The 19,095-nt window shown below is 61.0% G+C and carries 17 protein-coding genes; 7 read left to right on the forward strand and 10 right to left on the reverse strand.

The genetic code is table 11. The annotated features are described in order from the left end of the window. Nucleotides 1-319: 319 nt before the first annotated feature. Genes WCL58_RS02480 through WCL58_RS02490 form a run of 3 tightly spaced genes read left to right on the forward strand, consistent with a single transcriptional unit; the run spans nucleotide 320 to nucleotide 3,458 of the window. On the forward strand, nucleotides 320-2,932 hold the full coding sequence (locus WCL58_RS02480; protein WP_336850407.1) for a YdbH family protein: 2,613 nt from the start codon (nucleotides 320-322) through the stop codon (nucleotides 2,930-2,932). After that, entirely contained in the window at nucleotides 2,929-3,126 is a 198-nt protein-coding gene (locus WCL58_RS02485; RefSeq protein WP_100395721.1) for a YnbE family lipoprotein, read from the forward strand. Before WCL58_RS02480 ends, WCL58_RS02485 begins: the two co-directional genes overlap by 4 nt. Before the next feature lie 8 nt (nucleotides 3,127-3,134). Further along, entirely contained in the window at nucleotides 3,135-3,458 is a 324-nt protein-coding gene (locus tag WCL58_RS02490) for a YdbL family protein (protein ID WP_060418625.1), read from the forward strand. Nucleotides 3,459-3,577: 119 nt separating this feature from the next. On the opposite strand, the gene azoR is transcribed toward WCL58_RS02490, so the two are convergent. Further along, nucleotides 3,578-4,183 carry an FMN-dependent NADH-azoreductase gene (azoR, locus tag WCL58_RS02495; RefSeq protein ID WP_019452650.1) on the reverse strand — a complete coding sequence of 202 codons (606 nt, stop codon included), beginning with the start codon at nucleotides 4,181-4,183 and terminating at the stop codon, nucleotides 3,578-3,580. A gap of 269 nt (nucleotides 4,184-4,452) precedes the next feature. Here azoR and hrpA point away from each other — a divergent pair, with 269 nt between their 5' ends. Beyond that, entirely contained in the window at nucleotides 4,453-8,340 is a 3,888-nt protein-coding gene (gene hrpA, locus WCL58_RS02500; protein WP_336850408.1) for an ATP-dependent RNA helicase HrpA, read from the forward strand. Here hrpA and WCL58_RS02505 read toward each other — a convergent pair. Further along, the gene (locus WCL58_RS02505) at nucleotides 8,318-9,475 is read right to left on the reverse strand and encodes an MFS transporter (protein WP_336850410.1); all 1,158 of its coding nucleotides are present in this window, start codon (nucleotides 9,473-9,475) and stop codon (nucleotides 8,318-8,320) included. The genes hrpA and WCL58_RS02505 overlap by 23 nt on opposite strands. A gap of 101 nt (nucleotides 9,476-9,576) precedes the next feature. On the opposite strand from WCL58_RS02505, the gene WCL58_RS02510 reads away from it, so the two are divergent. Next, the gene (locus tag WCL58_RS02510; protein WP_197813892.1) at nucleotides 9,577-10,353 is read left to right on the forward strand and encodes a helix-turn-helix domain-containing protein; all 777 of its coding nucleotides are present in this window, start codon (nucleotides 9,577-9,579) and stop codon (nucleotides 10,351-10,353) included. A 37-nt stretch (nucleotides 10,354-10,390) separates the two neighbouring features. On the opposite strand, the gene WCL58_RS02515 is transcribed toward WCL58_RS02510, so the two are convergent. Together WCL58_RS02515 and asr are read right to left on the reverse strand one after the other, a co-directional pair. Further along, complete coding sequence (locus tag WCL58_RS02515; protein WP_049198285.1) at nucleotides 10,391-11,203, reverse strand: trypsin-like serine peptidase; 813 nt, start codon at nucleotides 11,201-11,203, stop codon at nucleotides 10,391-10,393. Between the two features lie 294 nt (nucleotides 11,204-11,497). Continuing rightward, nucleotides 11,498-11,773, reverse strand: a complete 276-nt coding sequence (gene asr / locus WCL58_RS02520) for an acid resistance repetitive basic protein Asr (RefSeq protein ID WP_025302975.1) — start codon at nucleotides 11,771-11,773, stop codon at nucleotides 11,498-11,500. A gap of 185 nt (nucleotides 11,774-11,958) precedes the next feature. Between asr and WCL58_RS02525 the strand changes: the two genes are divergently transcribed. Further along, the gene (locus WCL58_RS02525) at nucleotides 11,959-12,864 is read left to right on the forward strand and encodes an alpha/beta fold hydrolase (RefSeq protein WP_336850412.1); all 906 of its coding nucleotides are present in this window, start codon (nucleotides 11,959-11,961) and stop codon (nucleotides 12,862-12,864) included. Nucleotides 12,865-13,031: 167 nt separating this feature from the next. On the opposite strand, the gene WCL58_RS02530 is transcribed toward WCL58_RS02525, so the two are convergent. The 4 genes from WCL58_RS02530 to folM all read right to left on the reverse strand — a co-directional run bounded on the left by WCL58_RS02530 (nucleotide 13,032) and on the right by folM (nucleotide 17,390). Continuing rightward, complete coding sequence (locus WCL58_RS02530; RefSeq protein WP_060418634.1) at nucleotides 13,032-14,531, reverse strand: carboxypeptidase M32; 1,500 nt, start codon at nucleotides 14,529-14,531, stop codon at nucleotides 13,032-13,034. A 34-nt stretch (nucleotides 14,532-14,565) separates the two neighbouring features. Continuing rightward, nucleotides 14,566-15,870, reverse strand: a complete 1,305-nt coding sequence (gene rstB, locus WCL58_RS02535) for a two-component system sensor histidine kinase RstB (RefSeq protein ID WP_049198288.1) — start codon at nucleotides 15,868-15,870, stop codon at nucleotides 14,566-14,568. Then, nucleotides 15,867-16,592, reverse strand: coding sequence for a two-component system response regulator RstA (gene rstA, locus WCL58_RS02540; RefSeq protein WP_049198289.1), 726 nt, complete (start codon nucleotides 16,590-16,592; stop codon nucleotides 15,867-15,869). The genes rstB and rstA overlap by 4 nt, the downstream gene beginning before the upstream one ends. Nucleotides 16,593-16,667: 75 nt before the next feature. Continuing rightward, a complete protein-coding gene (folM, locus tag WCL58_RS02545; RefSeq protein WP_060418637.1) occupies nucleotides 16,668-17,390 on the reverse strand; it encodes a dihydromonapterin reductase in 723 nt (240 codons plus the stop codon). 184 nt (nucleotides 17,391-17,574) lie between these two features. On the opposite strand from folM, the gene WCL58_RS02550 reads away from it, so the two are divergent. Further along, nucleotides 17,575-17,985, forward strand: coding sequence for a hypothetical protein (locus WCL58_RS02550; protein WP_038880297.1), 411 nt, complete (start codon nucleotides 17,575-17,577; stop codon nucleotides 17,983-17,985). Between the two features lie 100 nt (nucleotides 17,986-18,085). On the opposite strand, the gene WCL58_RS02555 is transcribed toward WCL58_RS02550, so the two are convergent. Continuing rightward, on the reverse strand, nucleotides 18,086-18,481 hold the full coding sequence (locus WCL58_RS02555; protein ID WP_060418640.1) for a pyridoxamine 5'-phosphate oxidase family protein: 396 nt from the start codon (nucleotides 18,479-18,481) through the stop codon (nucleotides 18,086-18,088). 33 nt (nucleotides 18,482-18,514) lie between these two features. Next, nucleotides 18,515-19,000, reverse strand: a complete 486-nt coding sequence (locus tag WCL58_RS02560; protein ID WP_060439851.1) for a hypothetical protein — start codon at nucleotides 18,998-19,000, stop codon at nucleotides 18,515-18,517. Nucleotides 19,001-19,095 lie beyond the last annotated feature (95 nt).

Below are 19,095 nucleotides of genomic sequence, written 5' to 3' on the forward strand. Positions count from 1 at the left end.
GGCGGCAAAAAAATCCCCACGGGGGTGTGGGGAATGGCTTCTCTAGTACACAGTTAGCTAGCAGCTAAACTTTTATTAGAATGGTTGCAAGACTATTAATCATCAACGGTAACGACAATAACAAAAGTCTGAAAACCGTCCTATTTATGTGATGTATATGTAACGAAAATCTACAACCCCGCACACGTTTGTGCCAAAAAGGTGCAAATCGCTTCTGGAACCGCACTCAGCTTCACCCTATGTCAAATTCGTGCCATCATTATTGTCAATTCAGGCATAGACTTAACGAATGCCTAACTCAGGAACAAGCAATCATTTAATGACCAAGCGATTGAAAGTATTCATAGGGACGGTGGCGGGCTGTGCAATTCTGGTGTTGGCGTTGTGGCAAACCCTGCCGCGCTGGCTGCCGGGAGTGCTATCGCATTGGTTACCGGCGGGGAGCCGGCTGGAATTGCAGGGCAATTTGCACTGGCGCCAGGGCGGCCTGGCGTTGGCGGGGGCGCGTTTCACCGCGCAAGATTGCCTGCTGGCCAATGTCGGGCCGACGCGGCTGGCTTATCACCAGGGCCGCTGGCAGCTGTCGAGCGATAAGGTCAGCGTCGACAGCGCCTGTTTGTCAAAACTCCCGGGCGGCGACGCCAACAGCGCGCCGCTGGCGCTCGATCAGCTGCAGCGGGAGCTGCCGTCGCTGGATCTCACCCTTAATGACCTGACGCTCATTCCCTGGCAGCGCTATGCCGGCAAGCTGCAGCTTTCCTCCGGCCCTGACGGGCAACGCCTGCATTATCAGGGGCCGAATCTCAGCGCCGAGGCGCAGCTGGATGAAAAACAGCAGCTGACGTTGCAAAGTCTGACCATTGTCCCGCCCAACAGCGCGCAACCGCTACACCTCGCCGGCAAGATAACCATTCCGCTGGATTTGGCCAGCCTGCCGACGCAGGGGGCGTTGCAGGGGGAAATGCAGACCGCCTATCTGGAAAAGCCGGTGTTGCTGGACATGCGCTGGCAACAGCAGCAGGGCGTGTTGACGGTGAGCGAAAAAGGCGACGATCGCCCGCTGGCGGTGTTGCCGTGGGAAGTCGCGCCGCAGCGGCTCAGCATCAAGCAGGGCGAGTGGCGTTGGCCGTACAGCGGGCAGCCGTTGATCGGCGGCCTGAATATCGCGCTGCATGACTGGAGCAAAGGGTGGGATGAAACGGAGATCAGCGCGCGGCTGAACGTGATCACCGCCGGCCACAACGGCAAGGGCAATGCGGTGCTCACCCTCGGGCCGGGCAAGGTAGGGTTGACCGACAGCGATCTGCGCTTCCAGCTGACCGGCCAGGCCAATCTGGCCGATTTCTCCACCACCGCGTCGATTCCGGGCGTGATTGGCGGCAGCATTCTTAATCCGACGCTGGTGCTGCAGCCGGGGTCGCTCCTGCGCCTGTGGGGCAAGGTGACGCCGGAAATGACGCTGGAGGAAGCGCGTTTACCGCTGGCGGGCGTGAAGGTGACCGCCGCCGGTATCACCGGCCGCCTGCAGGCGATTTTGAGCGCCAGCGACAGTTATTGGGGGCGCATCAAGCTGCACCTGGACGGCCAGGCGCAGGATTTCTGGCCGGACAAGGGTGACTGGCAGTGGCGCTACTGGGGCAACGGCCGGTTGCCGCCGCTGCAGGCCGCCTGGGACGTTGCCGGCAGCGGCCGCTGGCAGGACAGCGAGCTGGTGCTCGACAAACTCTCCACCGGCTTCGACAAATTAAAGTACGGTCTGGTGACGGTCGCCGCGCCGCGCCTGAGCCTCAACCAACCGCTGCGCTGGCGGCGCGATGAACAAAACCCGCAGTTCAACGGCGAGCTGCAGCTGGCGGCGGATAAGGTCAGCTTCAGCGACGGCGGCCATCTGCCGGCGCCGGTGCTGGCGCTGCAGCTGAACGGCCGTTCGCCGGACAGTTTCCAGCTGCAGGGCAAACTGCAGGCGCAGCAGATCGGGCCGATCGCGCTGCGCGGCCGCTGGGACGGCGAACGCCTGCGGGGCGAAGGCTGGTGGCCGAAACAGTCGCTGAAGGTCTTCCAGCCGCTGCTCGCGCCGGATCTCAATCTCACGCTGCGCGACGGCGAGTTTTATGCGCAGTCGGCGTTTTCCGCCGCCCGCGAGCAGGGCTTCGAAGCCGGCGGCCACTGGGTGGTGAAAAACGGCGGCATGTGGCTAAAGGACGGCGAAATGAGCGGTCTGGATTTCATCCTGTCGTACCGGTTCAAGCAGCATCAGTGGCTGCTGGGTGCCAAACAGCCGGTATCGCTGCGCATCAAGTCCTTCACCAACCTGTTCGAGATGCAGAACATTTCCGCCGATCTGCAGGGCACTTATCCCTACAGCGAAAGGCAGCCGCTGACGTTGAGCAACGTCGGCGTGGACATGCTCAACGGGCATATCAGCCTATCGGCGCTGCGGTTGCCGCAGCATGACGCCGCGGTGCTGAAGCTGGACAAGGTCGATCTCAGCGCGCTGTTCACCGCCCTGAAACCGAAGCAGTTCGCCATGTCCGGCCGCGTCGACGGCGAGCTGCCGCTGTTCCTGAACCACCCGAAATGGCTGGTGCAGAACGGCTGGATCGCCAACGCCGGCACGCTGACGCTGCGGCTGGACAAAGACATGGCCGACGCCATCGGCAGCAACAACCTGGCGACCGGCGCGGCGATCGACTGGCTGCGCTATATGGAAATCAACCGTTCGCACGCCCGGGTCGATCTCGATAACCTGGGCGAGCTGACGCTGAGCGCGCGCATCGACGGCATCAACCCGCAGAAGAGCGCCAAGCGCGAGGTGATCCTGAACTATCGCCATCAGGAAAATGTGTTTCAGCTGTGGCGCAGTTTGCGCTTCGGCGACAATTTACAGGAGTGGCTGGAGCAGGCCCTCTCACAACCTGGGGAACAACAATGAAAATCATGAGTGTGCCGACGCTGGCAGCGGTGCTGTGCGTTTCGCTGCTGAGCGGCTGCGTGCCGCGCATCGAGGTGGCGACGCCGAAGGATCCGATCACCATCAATATGAACGTCAAGATCGAGCATGAAATTCATATCAAGGTGGATAAGGACGTCGAAAACCTGCTGAAAACCCAAAGCGGTCTGTTCTAGGAGCCGACATGAAAAAACGTTATTTGTGGCTGGCCGGCGCTGCCTGGTTGTTCAGCGGCGTGGTAATGGCACTGACGCTGGATGAGGCGAAGCAGCAAGGGCGAGTAGGCGAAACCCTGAGCGGCTATATCGCGCCGGTGAAGCAGGACGCGGAAACGCTGGCGTTGGTGAAGCGCATCAACGCCGGCCGCGCCGAGAAGTATCAGGAAGTGGCGGACGGCAACCACATCGCCGTCGACGAAGTGGCGCGCATGGCCGGGCAGAAGCTGGTGACGCGGGCGCAGAGCGGTGAGTATGTGCGCGGCATCAACGGCCAGTGGCTGCAGAAATAAAAAAAAGCGCGCCGTCTGGCGCGCCAAGAGATACGGATAGATGATTATTATGAGGGTAGTGCAGGTTTGACAGGACGTGTGTCTTGTCCGGCAGGGGCGTGGTGCCCCTGCGCAGGGTCTTAGGCAGCAACCACCTGAGACAGGGCCGCCTTGGCGTCTTCCTGGGCTTTGGTCGCCACTTCCGGGCCGTAGGCGATGCCTTCCGCGAAGACGAACTCCACGTCGGTGATGCCGATGAAGCCCAGGAACAGACGCAGGTAAGGCTCTACCAGGTCGGTTGGAGTGCCTTTGTGGATGCCGCCGCGGCTGGTCAGGATCACGGCGCGTTTGTTTTTCACCAGGCCTTCCGGACCGTTTTCGGTGTAGCGGAAGGTTACGCCGGCGCGGGCAACCAGATCGAAATAGTTTTTCAGCTGGGTCGGGATGTTAAAGTTGTACATCGGCGCGGCAATCACGATGACGTCATTGGCCTGCAGCTCGGCGATCAGCTCGTCCGACAAGGCCAGCGCTTCTTGTTGACGCGGGGTCAACGGAGCATCGGAAGGACGCAGCGCGCCGACCAGTTCACCATCCAGCACCGGGATTGGCTGCGCGGCCAGATCGCGTACGGTGATGGTGTCGCCGCTGTGGGCGTTGCTCCATTGCTCTACGAAGAAATCGGCCAGTTGGTTAGACTGAGAGTAGGTCGCCAGGATGCTTGATTTCAGAACCAATACTTTGCTCATCGATAATTCCTTACGTTGTGACAGTGACATCAGGACTCAGCGTCCCTTGCATGAAGTACATGCTATTCACATTCCCCCAACAGTGATAGCGCAATATTTCGAGATCTTCGTTCGATTTTATTGAATGACATGGCGACGCTTTACTCGCGGAAGTAGGGGGAGAAAGCCGTTTGTGATAGGCTGTGCGGCTAAAGTAAAAAAATCGCTAAAAAAACACCAAACCGTTGCTAAGCCTGGCCTTGGCGGCGAAGAAACAAGGAACACCGAACGTGAAATCTCCGCTCGAGGCACTGCCGGCCCAACTGGGTGAGCTGATGCTCCGCGATCAACAACGCCTGCGTCGTCGCCTGCAGGGCGCACGAAAAATCAAAAATCCCGATGCCCAGCTGGCGGTTGCCGCCGAAGTAGAAAGCGACATCGCGGCGGCGCGGCAAAAAGTGCAGGCGCGCGCCGCGTCTTGCCCGCGCATTACCTATCCGGAAAGCCTGCCGGTCAGCCAAAAAAAGCAGGACATTTTAAACGCCATTCGCGATCACCAGGTGGTGATCGTCGCCGGGGAAACCGGCTCGGGGAAAACCACCCAGCTGCCGAAGATCTGTCTGGAACTGGGACGCGGGGTGAAAGGGCTGATCGGCCATACCCAGCCGCGCCGCCTGGCGGCGCGCACCGTTGCCAACCGCATCGCCGACGAGCTGGAAACCCCGCTCGGCGGCAGCGTCGGCTACAAGGTGCGCTTCAACGATCAGGTGGGGGAAAATACCCTGGTCAAGCTGATGACCGACGGTATCTTGCTGGCGGAAATTCAGCAGGACCGCCTGCTGATGCAGTACGACACGCTGATCATCGATGAAGCGCACGAGCGCAGCCTCAATATCGACTTTATTCTCGGCTACCTGCGCGAACTGTTGCCGAAGCGCCCGGATCTGAAGGTGATCATTACCTCGGCGACCATCGATCCGCAGCGCTTCTCGCGCCATTTCAACAATGCGCCGATCATCGAGGTTTCCGGCCGCACCTACCCGGTGGAGGTACGCTACCGCCCGGTGGTCGACGACGGCGACGATACCGATCGCGATCAGCTGCAGGCGATTTTCGATGCGGTGGACGAGCTTGGGCGCGAAGGGCCGGGCGACATTCTGATCTTCATGAGCGGCGAGCGCGAGATCCGCGATACCGCCGACGCCCTGAACCGCCTCAATCTGCCGCATACCGAGGTGCTGCCGCTGTATGCGCGCCTGTCGAACAGCGAGCAGAACCGGGTATTCCAGTCGCACCACGGCCGGCGCATCGTGCTGGCCACCAACGTGGCGGAAACCTCGCTGACGGTGCCGGGCATCAAGTACGTCATCGATCCGGGCACCGCGCGCATCAGCCGTTACAGTTTCCGCACCAAGGTGCAGCGCTTGCCGATCGAACCGGTGTCGCAGGCCTCCGCCAACCAGCGTAAAGGGCGCTGCGGTCGCGTATCGGAAGGGGTGTGCATCCGTCTGTACTCCGAGCAGGATTTCCTCTCGCGGCCGGCGTTTACCGATCCGGAAATTCTGCGCACCAACCTGGCGTCGGTCATTCTGCAGATGACCTCGCTGGGGCTGGGCGACATCGCCGCGTTTCCGTTCGTCGAGGCGCCGGACAAGCGTAATATTCAGGATGGCGTGCGCCTGCTGGAAGAGCTGGGGGCGATCGCCACCGCCGATAACGGCCACTATCAGCTGACGCCGCAGGGCCGCCAGCTGGCGCAGTTGCCTATCGACCCGCGTTTGGCGCGCATGGTGCTGGAGGCGCAGAAGAGCGGCAGCGTACGCGAGGTAATGATCATCACCGCCGCGCTGTCGATTCAGGATCCGCGTGAGCGCCCGATGGACAAGCAGCAGGCCTCGGATGAAAAACACCGCCGCTTTGCCGACAAGGACTCGGATTTCCTGGCGTTCGTCAACCTGTGGGATTATCTGCAGGAGCAGCAAAAAGCGAACTCTTCCAGCCAGTTCCGCCGCCTGTGCCGCAACGATTTCCTCAACTACCTGCGGGTGCGCGAGTGGCAGGATATCTATACCCAGCTGCGCCAGGTGGTGAAAGAGCTGGGGCTGCCGATCAACAGCACGCCTTCCGACTACCGCAGCGTGCACACCGCGTTGCTGACCGGCTTGCTGTCGCACATTGGCCAGAAGGATGCGGACAAGCAGGAATTTACCGGCGCGCGCAACGCCCGTTTCTCGATCTTCCCCGGCTCCGGCCTGTTCAAGAAGCCGCCGAAGTGGACCATGGTGGCCGAACTGGTGGAAACCAGCCGCCTGTGGGGGCGCATCGCCGCGCGCATTGAACCGGAATGGATTGAGCCGCTGGCTCAGCACCTGGTGAAACACAGCTACAGCGAGCCGCACTGGTCGAAATCGCAGGGGGCGGTGATGGCCAGTGAAAAGGTCACGCTGTTCGGTCTGCCGATCGTCGCGGCGCGCCAGGTCAATTACGGCGCCATCGATCCGCTGCTGTGCCGCGAGCTGTTTATCCGCCATGCGCTGGTGGAGGGCGACTGGCAGACGCGCCACGCCTTCTTCCGCGAAAACCAAAAGCTGCGCGCCGAAGTGGAAGAGCTGGAGCATAAATCGCGCCGCCGCGACATTTTGGTGGACGACGAAACGCTGTTCGGCTTCTACGATCGCCGCATCCCCAACGACGTGGTTTCCGGCCGTCATTTCGACAGCTGGTGGAAGAGCGCGGCCAAACAGCAGCCGGACCTGCTGAACTTCGAAAAAGAGATGCTGATCAAGGACGGCGCCAACAAAATCAGCGCGCTCGACTACCCGAATTTCTGGCATCAGGGCAACCTCAAGCTGCGGCTGAGCTACCAGTTCGAACCGGGCACCGACGCCGACGGCGTGACGGTGCACATTCCGTTGCCGATCCTCAACCAGGTGGAGGAGCAGGGCTTTGAATGGCAGATCCCCGGCATCCGCCGCGAGCTGGTGATTGCGCTGATCAAATCGCTGCCGAAGCCGGTGCGCCGCAACTTCGTGCCGGCACCGAACTACGCCGAGGCGTTCCTTGGCCGCGTCACTGCGCTGGAATTGCCGCTGCTGGACGCGCTGGAGCGCGAGCTGCGACGCATGACCGGCGTGACCGTGTCACGTGATGATTGGCAGTGGGATCAGGTGCCCGATCACCTGAAGATGACCTTCCGCGTGGTGGGCGAGAAAAACCAGACGCTGCGCGAAGGCAAAGACCTGGCCGCGTTGCGCCTGCAGCTGAAAGAGAAGGTGCAGGAGACGCTGTCGGCGGTGGCCGACGACGGGCTGGAGCAGAGCAATCTGCATGTCTGGAGCTTTGGCCAACTGCCGGCGTTTTACGAGCAGAAGCGCGGCGGCTATTCGATGAAGGCATACCCGGCACTGGTGGATGAAAAGGACAGCGTGGCGATCCGCCTGTTCGACAGCGAAAGCGAGCAGCAACAGGCGATGTGGCAGGGTACGCGCCGCCTGCTGTTGCTGAATATTCCTTCGCCGATCAAATACCTGCATGAAAAGCTGCCGAACAAGGCCAAGCTGGGGCTCTATTTCAACCCGTACGGCAAGGTGCTGGAGTTGATCGACGACTGCATTTCATGTGGCATCGACAAGCTGATCGCCGAACACGGCGGCCCGGTCTGGCAAGAGGAAGGCTTTGCCCGCCTGCAGGAACAGATCCGCGCCGAGCTGAACGACACGGTCGTCGAGGTGGCCAAGCAGGTTGAGCAGATCCTGACGGCGGTCTTCAACATCAACAAACGGCTGAAAGGCCGGGTGGACATGTCGTTGGCGCTGGCGCTGTCGGACATCAAGACCCAACTCGGCGGGTTGGTCTACCGCGGTTTCGTGACCGGCAACGGCTGGAAACGCCTGCCGGACACGCTGCGTTACCTGCAGGCGATCGAACGCCGGTTGGAAAAACTGGCTATCGATCCGCATCGCGATCGCGCGCAGATGTTGCGGGTGGAGCAGGTGCAGCTGGCGTGGCAGCAGTGGCTGAACAAGCTGCCGCCGAAGCGACAGCAGGAGGAAGAGGTAAAAGCGGTGCGCTGGATGATCGAAGAGCTGCGCGTCAGCCTGTTCGCGCAGCAGTTGGGCACGCCTTACCCGATCTCCGACAAGCGTATTTTGCAAACTATCGAGCAGCTTTCGGGCTAAGCTCAGGTGTGCCGGCCGGCAAGCGGCCGGCACACCACAGGCTCAACAGACCGCACAGCAGCAGCGTGGCGGCCAAATCCTGCCCGCGCGCCGCGATCGTCAACCCCAGGCCGATCAGCAGATAGTACAGCAGCCCGAATAACGCGCCGGCAGTGCCGAGTTGCTCCCGGTAGCGGGTCAGCGCCTGGCTCAGCACATTCGGGATAGCCAACCCGAACGCCAGCATCACCAGCGCGCAGGGAAGCAGCATCCACAGGCTGTGTTGCCACCAGAACAATGCCACGCCGCTGGCCACCGCCAGCAACCCGCCCAGCAGGATCTGACGCTTGGCGCTGACGCCGCGCGCCAGCAGGTGGCGGTTCAACAGCGCTCCCGCCAGGCTGCCCAGCGCCAGCATCACGCCCGAGTAGCCAAACTGCTGGCTACTCAACCCAAGCCTTTCGAACATGAACGGCGCCAGGCTGAAGTAGCTGAACACCATGATATTGAAGCTGGCGACCAGCAGTGCCGAACACCAGATATGCCGATCGCGCAGCATCGTCGTCAGGGCAATGCCCGGTGCGGCGGCCGCTGCGGTCTGCCGCTGCCGCGTTTCCGGCAATGTGCCGTAGCTCCACAGCAGCAGCGCCAGCGCCCAGGCCGCCTGTGCGATGAAGATCGCCGCGCTGCCGCCCCAGGCGACCAGCGCGCCGCCGGCAAACATTCCCAGCAGCGGGCTGATGGAAAGCGCGATGCCGACCAGCGCGAACATGCGCCCCAGCGCCGGGCCTTGATAGACGTCACGCAGCATGGTTTGCGTGACGATGGAACCGACCGCGGCACCGAAGGCGATCAGCGCACGGGCGACCAGCAACAGCGTGAAGCTGCCGCTCAGCAGCGCGATGCCGGCGCCGACCAGATAGAGCGCCAGGCCGGCCAGCATCGCCGGACGGCGGCCGAATCGATCGCAGAAGGCTCCCCAAAAGGCGACGCCGAGGGCGAAGGCGAAGAAATAGATGGATAACGTCTGCCCGGCCTGCGCGGCGCTGATGCCGAAATCGCTGCGGATGGCGGTAAGCGCCGGGCTGTACAGCGTTTCCAGGATCTGCGGCGTCATGATGGCGGTGACGAGCAGCGGTAAAGATAAGCGTTGCATGATGCACATTCTCCCTAAAAGTTAATGCGGCCAGTATAGGGAGCGACGCTTTGTTCGATTACAATCATTCGGACAAAAAACAACGGATATAGGACAATCTGATGGCGCTGATTCAACAGCATCACCCGTTCGACCCGGATCGGCTGCCGGCGCCGGTGCTCGGCATTGCGGCCGAACTGGCGGAGCACGACTCCGGGCTGCATTGGCATCAGCGCTCGCAGCTGCTGTATGCGCCGCAGGGGTGCATGACGGTCACGTTGGCGCTGCAGTGGCTGATTCTGCCGCCGACGCGCGGCGTCTGGATACCGGGCGGCATTGCGCATCGGGTGCAGCTGTGCGGCCGCGTCGCGTATCGCTCGCTGTATTTCGATCCGGTGCTGACCGCCGCCATGCCGCCACAGGCTGCGGTGCTGGCGATGAACCCGCTGTTGGCGGCGATCGTCGAGCGCATCGCGCACTGGCCGCTGGACTCTGCGTTGGCGCAGCCCCAGGCGCGCGATTTGCTGGCGGTGCTGATCAATGAGCTGAGCGAGGCGCAGCGCGAGAATACCCAGCTGCGGCTGCCGCAGGATAGGCGTCTTGCCGCCTGGCTGGCCACGCTGCCGGAGAGTGACGAATTGCCGGGGTTGGCGGCGTTGGCGCAGCGCTTGAATCTGCACGCCAAAACGTTGACACGGCTGTTTGTGCGGGAAACCGGCCTGAGCTATCAGCAGTGGTGCCAGCAGTGGCGGTTGATGCGCGCGATCGAACTGCTGGCGACGTTGCCGTCGGTCAGCGCGGTGGCGCAGCGGTTGGGGTTTTCCAGCGACAGCGCGTTTATCGCCTTTTTCCGTCAGTTCACCGGCACCACGCCGCGACGCTATATGCAAGGGGGCTGAAAAGCACAACGGCGCATAATGCGCCGCTGAGAGAGGATTATTTGCCTGCGGCCAGGGCGTCCAGCGCTTCGCGGATGCCGGGTACCGCCAGGGCGCGGTTATCGGCGCGATAGCGATCTTTCGCCGCCGGCGCCGAACTTTGGATGGCGATCAGCTGCCAGCCGTCGGCGGTTTTCAACAGCAGCGGTGAACCGCTGTCGCCGGGCAGGGTATCACATTGGTGCGACAGTACGCCTTGCTGGGCCCAGCCGGTCACCTTGCAGTTTTGGTGGCTGTAAAGGTCATCCAGATGATCTTCCGGGTAACCCGCCTGAGTAATCAGCCGTTTGGCCTGTTTCAGGGCCTGGGTCAGCGCCTTGCTGTCGCCTTGCCACAGCGGCAACGGTGCGATCGGCAGCGGCTTTTTGTCTTTCAGACGGATCAGCGCAAAGTCATAGGCGGCGGCGGCGGGCGGCACAATCCAGCCATCACCGTCCGGCTTCAGCTTTTTGCCCAGTTTGCTGTCGACCAGGGTCTCGATATTGCCGGTTTGATACTGCCAGGATTTATCGCCTGCCACGAAGCGTAGCGCGATGGCTTTATCCAGTTGTCCGGGCGGTGCCAGTACGCAGTGGCCGGCGGTCAACGCCAGGTGCGGGGAGATCAGCGTGGCGGTGCACAGATTACCGCTGGCGGTTTCGACCTGGCCGATGGCCTGCCACGGCTGGGCGGCGGTATCCGTGACCTTGATTCGTTCATCTTTGCCGAAAAACAGACGCGTTTGCTCGGCCTTGGACGGGCCGTCGGCGCGTGCCGCCTGAGCAGCGATGAGCGGGAGTGAGCACAGCAACAGTAAAACGGATATGCGCATAGATCTCTTGCCTGACAAATACGGATCATCCATAAACACACTGAATGCTAACTATAGACTGATTTAGCAGCCATGTGGATGGGCAATAATTGATTTTTCAATAATTTCCCGCCGGCGACGCGGCAGGCTACAGATAAAAAAAGACGGCGATCAGTCCACAAAGGATCAGGGCGGTCAGAACGATCTCGAACAGGTAGCGGCGCAGCATCAATGAGAACCCCCCGATGAAAAAACACCCGGCGAACCGGGTGTCGTACACGTCAAGCCTGAAGCGGTGAGGGGACCCTCACGTCATTACGCTTTTTTGTGGCTGGCTTTCTTGTGGTGCTTTTTAGCCGCCTGGGCTTTTTGAGCCGGGGCTTTCTTACCGGCTTTTTTGTGATGCTTTTTGGCCGCCTGAGCTTTCTGAACCGGGGCTTTCTTGCCGTGGTGTTTCACCTGAGCTTTAGCCGGCGCAGCGGTGGCGGTGGTTGCGGTAGCCGCAGGTGCGGTGGTGGCAGCCTCGGCAGCGAAAGCCACGGAAGACAGACCCATTGCAGCGGCAACAACCAGAGCTAATACTTTTTTCATCGCAGAATCCTCAACATGACTTTTGGGTATCAACCCCACTGCGGGGCCGTTGAGATGATAGTAGGCAAACGGCGCCCGGCTTTCCGTGAGTGATTGGTTTCGGCTTGTAACCTAATGTACAGGGCGGCGGCGGCAAGCGGGATTGCTGCTATAATGACCGCCAAGCGCGATAAAAGGGATTTAAAATGAAAGAGATAACGATTCGCTGTGGCGTGACTGAACAGGGCGAGGTGCCGCTGGCCTATGAGGACTGGGGCGATGAGGCGCACCCGCCGCTGCTGCTCATCATGGGCATCGGCGCACAGCTGCTGCTGTGGCCTGACGATTTCTGCCGTGCCCTGGTGGCCAAGGGATTTCGGGTGATCCGTTATGACAACCGCGACGTTGGCCTTTCCGGCAAAACGCAGGCGCAACGCACGCAGCCGTTGTGGCTGCTGATGCTGCGCGCCCAGCTCGGTTGGCAAACGCCGGTGCCTTATACCCTGGCGGACATGGCGGCGGACGCGACGCATCTGCTCGATCACCTGCGTATCCCACAGGCCCACGTCTTGGGCGCCTCGATGGGCGGCATGATCGCGCAGGTGCTGGCCGCCGACTATCCGCAGCGCGTCGCCTCGTTGTGCATTTTGTTCTCCAGCACCAATCAGCCGCTGTTGCCGCCGCCGGCACCTTCGCTGCTGTGGCTGTTGGTGCGCCGGCCTGCGGCCGATCTGACGCTGCAGCAGCGCCGCGAGGGGATGAAAGCCTTCCTGCGCGCGCTCGGCACCCGGTTTTACCCACCGGAGGAGGCGGAGCTGGATGCGTTGGTGCATCGGCTGTTAAAGCGGGGCGTGGATCCGGAAGGCATGCAGCGGCAACTTTCCGCGTTGCTCGGCAGCGGCGATCTGCGTCGCTACAGCCGGCGCATTGCCGCGCCGACGCTGGTCATTCACGGCGATCGCGATCGGCTGGTGCGCAAGGCGGGCGGGGTGGCGATCGCCCGCGCGGTCGCCAACGCCAGATTACATATTATGCCGGGCATGGGGCATGACCTGCCGTCCCCGTTGAGGCCGCAGCTGGCGGCGATGATCGCCCATCATGCGCTGGGATGAGAGGCCGGAACGCCGGCGTTTTTTGCTATTTTAGTTACAACATACAAATGGAGGGAGGCCACCCGCCACTCTGTAGCCAAGGCGATGTCGGCACAGAACGTGCGTTATGAAGCATTATCCGGTCTTGCAGGCGAGAAAAGGGCGCGGCAGGGCCGCGCCAGCGGAGATTACAGGTAGCGGTTTTCCAAATGCTGACGGAAATAGCGTGGGTTGAGCGCTTCGCCGGTTGCGTTGGCGATCAGCGTCTCGGTCGGGAAACGGCTGCCGTGGCGCCAGATGTTGTGCTGCAACCAGTGGAACAGCGGCTGCAGGTTGCCGGCGGCGATGTCCTCGCCGAGAGAAGGCAGGGCCTGACGCACGCTGTGGAACAGCTGCGCGGCGTACATCGCGCCGAGCGTGTACGTCGGGAAGTAGCCGAAAGCGCCGTCGGTCCAGTGAATATCCTGCATGCAGCCGTTGCGGTAGTTGCCGATGGTGTCGAGGCCGAGGTAAGCATGCATCTTCTCATTCCACAGTGCCGGAATGTCTTCCACTTCGATATCGCCTTCGATCAGCGCTTTTTCAATTTCGTAGCGCAAGATGACGTGGGCAGGATAGCTCACCTCGTCGGCGTCGACGCGGATCAGGCCCGGTTTAACGCGCTGGTTGAGGCGAATGAAGTTGGCTTCTTCCAGCGCCGGCTGTTCGCCAAATTGCGCGGTAACCAGCGGACGCAAAATTTTCAGGAATTCGTTGCCGCGCGCCAGCTGCATTTCGAACAGCAGGCTCTGCGATTCATGGATAGCGGTGGAACGGGCCAGGGCGACCGGCTGGCCGAGCAGATCGCGCGGCAGATTCTGCTCGTAGCGGGCGTGGCCGGTTTCATGCACGATGCCGAGCAGCGCGGTCAGAAACTCTTTCTCGTTGTAACGGGTGGTGATGCGCACATCTTCCGGCACGCCGCCGCAGAACGGGTGGGCGCTGACGTCGACGCGGCCGTTGTCGAAGTTGAAACCGAGCAGTTTCATCACGCTGAGGCTCAGCTGGCGCTGGGTGTCCACATTGAACGGGCCCTGCGGCGTCTGGCAAGGCTCATTGGCCTGTTTGGCCACCACGCGCTGCAGCAGATCCGGCAGCCAGGTTTTCAGATCGCCGAAGATACGGTCGAGATCGCTGCTGCGCATGCCCGGTTCATACAGGTTGAGCAGGGCGTCGTAACGGCTGGTGCCGGCTGCCTGTGCGCGGATCTGCGCCTCTTCCCGACTGAGTTTGACCACCTCGCGCAGATTCTCGACGAAACCGTCCCAATCGTTGGCCGGGCGCTGGGCGCGCCAGGCGTGTTCGCAACGCGCGCCGGCGAGCGACTTGGCTTCGACCAGCGACGCCGGCAGCAGCACGGCGTCTTCATATTGGCGGCGCATTTCGCGCAGGTTGGCGCGATCGAGTTCGTCCAGCGTCTCTTGCTGTGCGCGATCCAACAGCTCGCCGGTGCTTTGTGCCGTTAAAATTTGGTGCTGCAGCACGCTCAGCTCGGCCAGCGCTTCGGAGCGCGCCTTGCTGCCGCCAGGCGGCATCATGGTTTGCATGTCCCAACCGGCGATGGCGGACAGGTGGCCGAAACGCGACAGCCGGCTGAACAGGGCGCGCAGGTGATCGTAAGCAGACGTGTTGGAATGTGCAGATGTCATTATTATTCGGCTCCAATGAGAAGGTCCGGCGGTATTACGCCAGATCGGCTTTTAAACTGAATGTCGGCTTCACCGGCCAGCAGAAACGGAAGCTGGCGCCGCCGAGCGAACTGCCTTCGACGAACACCTGTCCCTGGTAGGCGACGGCGATGGAATGGACGATGGCCAGCCCCAACCCGCAGCCGCCGGTAGCGCGATCGCGGCTGGGGTCGAGACGGACGAAAGGTTCAAACACCCGTTCGCGCTCTTCCGGCGGGATGCCCGGCCCGTCATCCTCGACCTGCAAGCAGGCGAGGTCGCCGTCAAACCACAGCCCCACGCGCAGACGCTGTTCGGAATAGCGCAGCGCGTTGTTGACCAGGTTGTCGAGCACGCGCTCCATCAGGCGCAGATCGACGCCGCCGAAGTCGCCGACGTGCGGGATATCGAGCTGGATGTCGCGTTCCTGATGAATAAGACGGATATCATCGACCTTGTCCTCGAGCCACTTTGGCAGATCGATGGGTTCAATGTTTAACGCAACCTGCGGACGGTCCAGACGGGCATAGGTCAGCAGCTCGTCGATCAGCGACTCCAGCTGGCCGATATCGCGGTTCAGCGCCTGCTGTTCGCTTTCGGACAGGTTATCGCTCATTTCGAGCCGGTAACGCAGGCGCACCAGCGGCGTGCGCAGCTCGTGGGCGATGCCGTCGATCAGCTGTTTCTTGCTGGCAATCAGGGTGTTGACGTTGTCGGCCATCTGGTTGAACGCCACGCCGAGCCGGCTCAGGCTGGAGGTGGGATCGAAGTGGGTACGTTCATCCAGATGCCCGGCGCCGAGCCGCTGGGCGGCGTTTTCCAGCTTGAGCAGGTCTTGCCAGTGCGGCCGCATCCACAGAAACACCGGCAGCGCCAGCGACATGCCGATAAACACCAGCAACACCAGATCCAGCAGGCGCATCTGATGCAGATAGAACAGATAAGGAATGGGGCCGACCACCAACACGTAGTGGCTGCGCGGAATGCGCTGCATAAAGGTGTACTGATCGTCGAGGGCGATGATTTCCCCCAGCCGCAGCCGTTTTTTCAGATCCTCGCTCAGCGCCTGTTTGCCGAGCGGCTCGATATGCAGCTTGAACGACAGGTTGAGATCCAGCGTAGCGATGGTCTTGTTCCAGTCCTTCAGCGGGATTTCGCGCAGCTCGCTGCGCATCAGATACAGCGAACTTTTCATCAGATCGTCCATCGACTGGCGGCCGGCGCGCTCGGCGGTCACTTTGTACACCAGGCCGACCAGCATCGCCATCACCAGAAAACAGACGAACAGCAACAGGAAGAACTGGACGAAAAGTTTTCTCATTGTTGCACCGATGCCCAGGCGTTAGGGGCGAACAGATAACCTTTATTGCGCACGGTCTTGATACGGAACGGTTCCAGCGCATTGTCGTACAGCTTGCGGCGCAGGCGGGAGATCGCCACGTCGATGCTGCGGTCCATACCGTCATAGCTCACGCCGCGAAGGTTTTGCAGCAGCGCCTCGCGATCCATGATCTGCCCGGCGTGGGTCGCCAGTTCCCACAGCAAATCGAAATCCGAGGTGGACAGGGTGACGGTTTCTTCGCCCAGTGTGACCTGCCGGTTGACCGGATCGATGCACAACAGCCCGAAATGCAGCGCGTTGTGCTGGGTGAGCGGCTGAACCGACTCTTCTTTCGGCTGCTGGCTGTGTTGGCGCAGGTGCAAACGCAGGCGCGCCAGCAACACCGCCGGCGGCGTGGTTTTCAGGATATAGTCGTTGGCGCCCATCTCCAGTGACAGGATATGGTTCATGTCGCTGTCGAGCGAGGTGAGCAGCACGATCGGGCCGGGGAAGGTGGGGCGCAGATCGCGGCACAGCGTCATGCCGTCTTTGCCGGGCAGCATGATGTCCAGCAGCACCAAATCGGGTTGCTCGCGCTCGATGCGCGCCTGCGCGCTGTCGCCGCGCGGCTCGATCAGCACCTCGATGTCGTGTTTGCCCAGATAGGCGGCGATCAGTTTGCCGACTTCAGGATCGTCTTCCACAAAAACAATTTTATGCATATGCCCGTGTTTTAATAAGAAAAGCGGATTTCAGCATAGCGCGGCCCGCGAGGATGCGCCATGCGGATCTTTGCATCAGCGTAGCGGCCGCCCGCCGTCGACGCCGTGGGTGCGGCCGGTCACGTAGCGACTCTCCAGCAGGTAGTTCACCAGGTTGACCACTTCGCTCTCGCCCGGCGCGACCTTCATCAGCGACTTCGCCAACGCCTGCTGGCGATAGGCTTCATCGTCGCCCGCATTGAAGATGATCAGCGCTGGCGCGATGGCGTTGACCTTGACCTCCGGCGCCAGCTTGCGGGCAAATGAACGGGTCATATTGTCCAGCGCGGCCTTGCTGGCGGCATAGGCGATGTGTTTGTCGCTGCCTTTTTCCACCACGTAGTCGGTCAGATGGATGATGTCGGCACCGGCCTGGCCCTGGCCGGTCAGGCAGGATTCGAGCAGCTGATTGAGCAAATAGGGCGTATAGACGTGAATCTGCAGCATCGCCGCCATTACCTGCTCCGGCGGCACCTCCGGCGACTCGGCCTGCCAGGCGCTGGCGTTGTGGATCACCGCGCGCAGTTTAGGCGCCACCTGCCGCACCCGGTCGGCGAAAAGGTAGATGCCTTCGTGCGTGGAAAAGTCGCCCTGAATGCAGCAGGCGCCCAAGGTTTTCAACTCGGCCATCGCCGGATATTCGCTGCGATAGGCGATGATGACGGGAACGCCGCGCTCGAGAAACGCTTTGGCGAGCGCCAGCCCGATGCGCCGCGCGCCGCCGGTAATCAGCACCGGGGCAGAGTTGGGGTGTTCCATTGATTAAAGCTCCTGGACAGACTGGCAAACAATAGGGGAATTATGCCATTATACGGCGGAAAGTCGTTAAAGCTTCGCATGATTATCCATTTCTGGATGTAAGATCCCCAATGCATTTCAGGTTGTCGCCCGGCGGCGGCTTGAAAGACCACGGGTTAACACTGGCCATGAGAGGAATGAGGGGATGAACAGCAATCACCTTGCATCCATCGCGCGCAGTGAGAAAATCTGTTTCGACTACATGGATTTTCTGTCCGCATCGTGCAGGAAGCACTGGCGCTTTGTTGATGCTATTTATGGTGTGATGCCGATCTTCGGCATGGTGTTGAAATCGCGCGTGACCACGTCACAAACGCGCAAAGAGCAGTTGAAAGAGCTGGCGCTGCAGGTGGTGTCAACGCAGGTCAGCGATGAAACCAATATCGTGCGCCTGATTGACCTGGCGCAGCAGCAGGGCCTGACGGTGTTTGATATTCAGCTTCCCTATGCGCTGGAGACTCAACAGCTGGCGGCCATTCAGAAAGAGTGCGCGGAAGGCATCGCGATTGCCCTGGTGGGTGAGCGTATGACCGTCACCATTCCCCCTAAAAGCTGACCGGTTGCATCGACCGGCCGCCCGTTCATGGTTAGGCAATTGACTGACCGCGATGGCCTAACCATGAACGTGAAATTCCGCGCTGCGTAGCGGCCTGCCTTTAAAGCCGGGTCCCGGCATTGGGGCCGGAGCGCAGGGTATAAATACTGTCTATATGAATGAGCACCGCGTATTTCGGCGGCTTCATTCCATTTTTTTCTGCAAATGCCAACGCGTCGTCAAACGGCTTGCCCGCCAGGAACAGTTCCGGGGTGCCGACGAAGCGGTAACCGTCCAGCGCCTCGCGGTCGATGACCACGACGGCCATTTTCGATCCCTCCCTGATATTTTGCAGCGTCTGGCCACCGGTATTTTCGTTGTAAATCAGCGTACGGTCATCATAGAGGCGCAGAGAACGTTTGGGGCCGATATCGGGCACGCCGTTCGGGCTGCTGGTTGCCTGTACAGGCAGCTGTTTGGCCAGCATTTTCTTCATGTCGTCATTCAATTCATTCATTGGCAGATTACCCCTCAGGTCGTGGTGTCGTTGTTAATGCACGGTGGCGGAATGGTTTACCGTGGGTGCGCAGACGCTGGTTTCCGGCAGCCGGTGTTCGCGCAGCACCTGCAGCGTCTCTATTCGGAAACGCAGCAGGTGCCGTTCGGCGACCTGCTGCATCTGTTCGCACAGCGAGGTATCGTCCATCACCTGCTCGATGGCGAGCCGGGCCTGATGCACGTGCGGCTCAACGCCGCGCAGGGGCTTTTGCCGCAGGCGCAGATGGGTCATGTTGTTGAACGTGACGATCAGCGCGGCAAGGGCTGACTCGAAAATATTCAGCGCTTCAAATCTGGCGGTATAGTCCGCATTTAACCAGGGTTTCTCGGCGAGGATCGCCTGAGCGACTTCCAGCGCCTGTTGATAGTGCGTCATTGCCAGGCGATCGCGTTGCTGATTGAACGCCGTGTTGCCTTCGGCGATCAGCGCTTCCCAGGCGGCAAACAGGGGGAGTGCGTGCAGCAGTTTTTCAGCCATGAAATGCCTTCCATTTTCAGCCTGTCTTAACAAGACCTCCTGATGTTTGCCATCGGGGGCCTCACCTGTGTCCTGCCGGTGATGCTATAAATGAT

The organism is Serratia sp. TMDUHS_CL (assembly GCF_037137105.1).
GTDB classification, from domain to species: Bacteria; Pseudomonadota; Gammaproteobacteria; order Enterobacterales; family Enterobacteriaceae; genus Serratia; species Serratia nevei.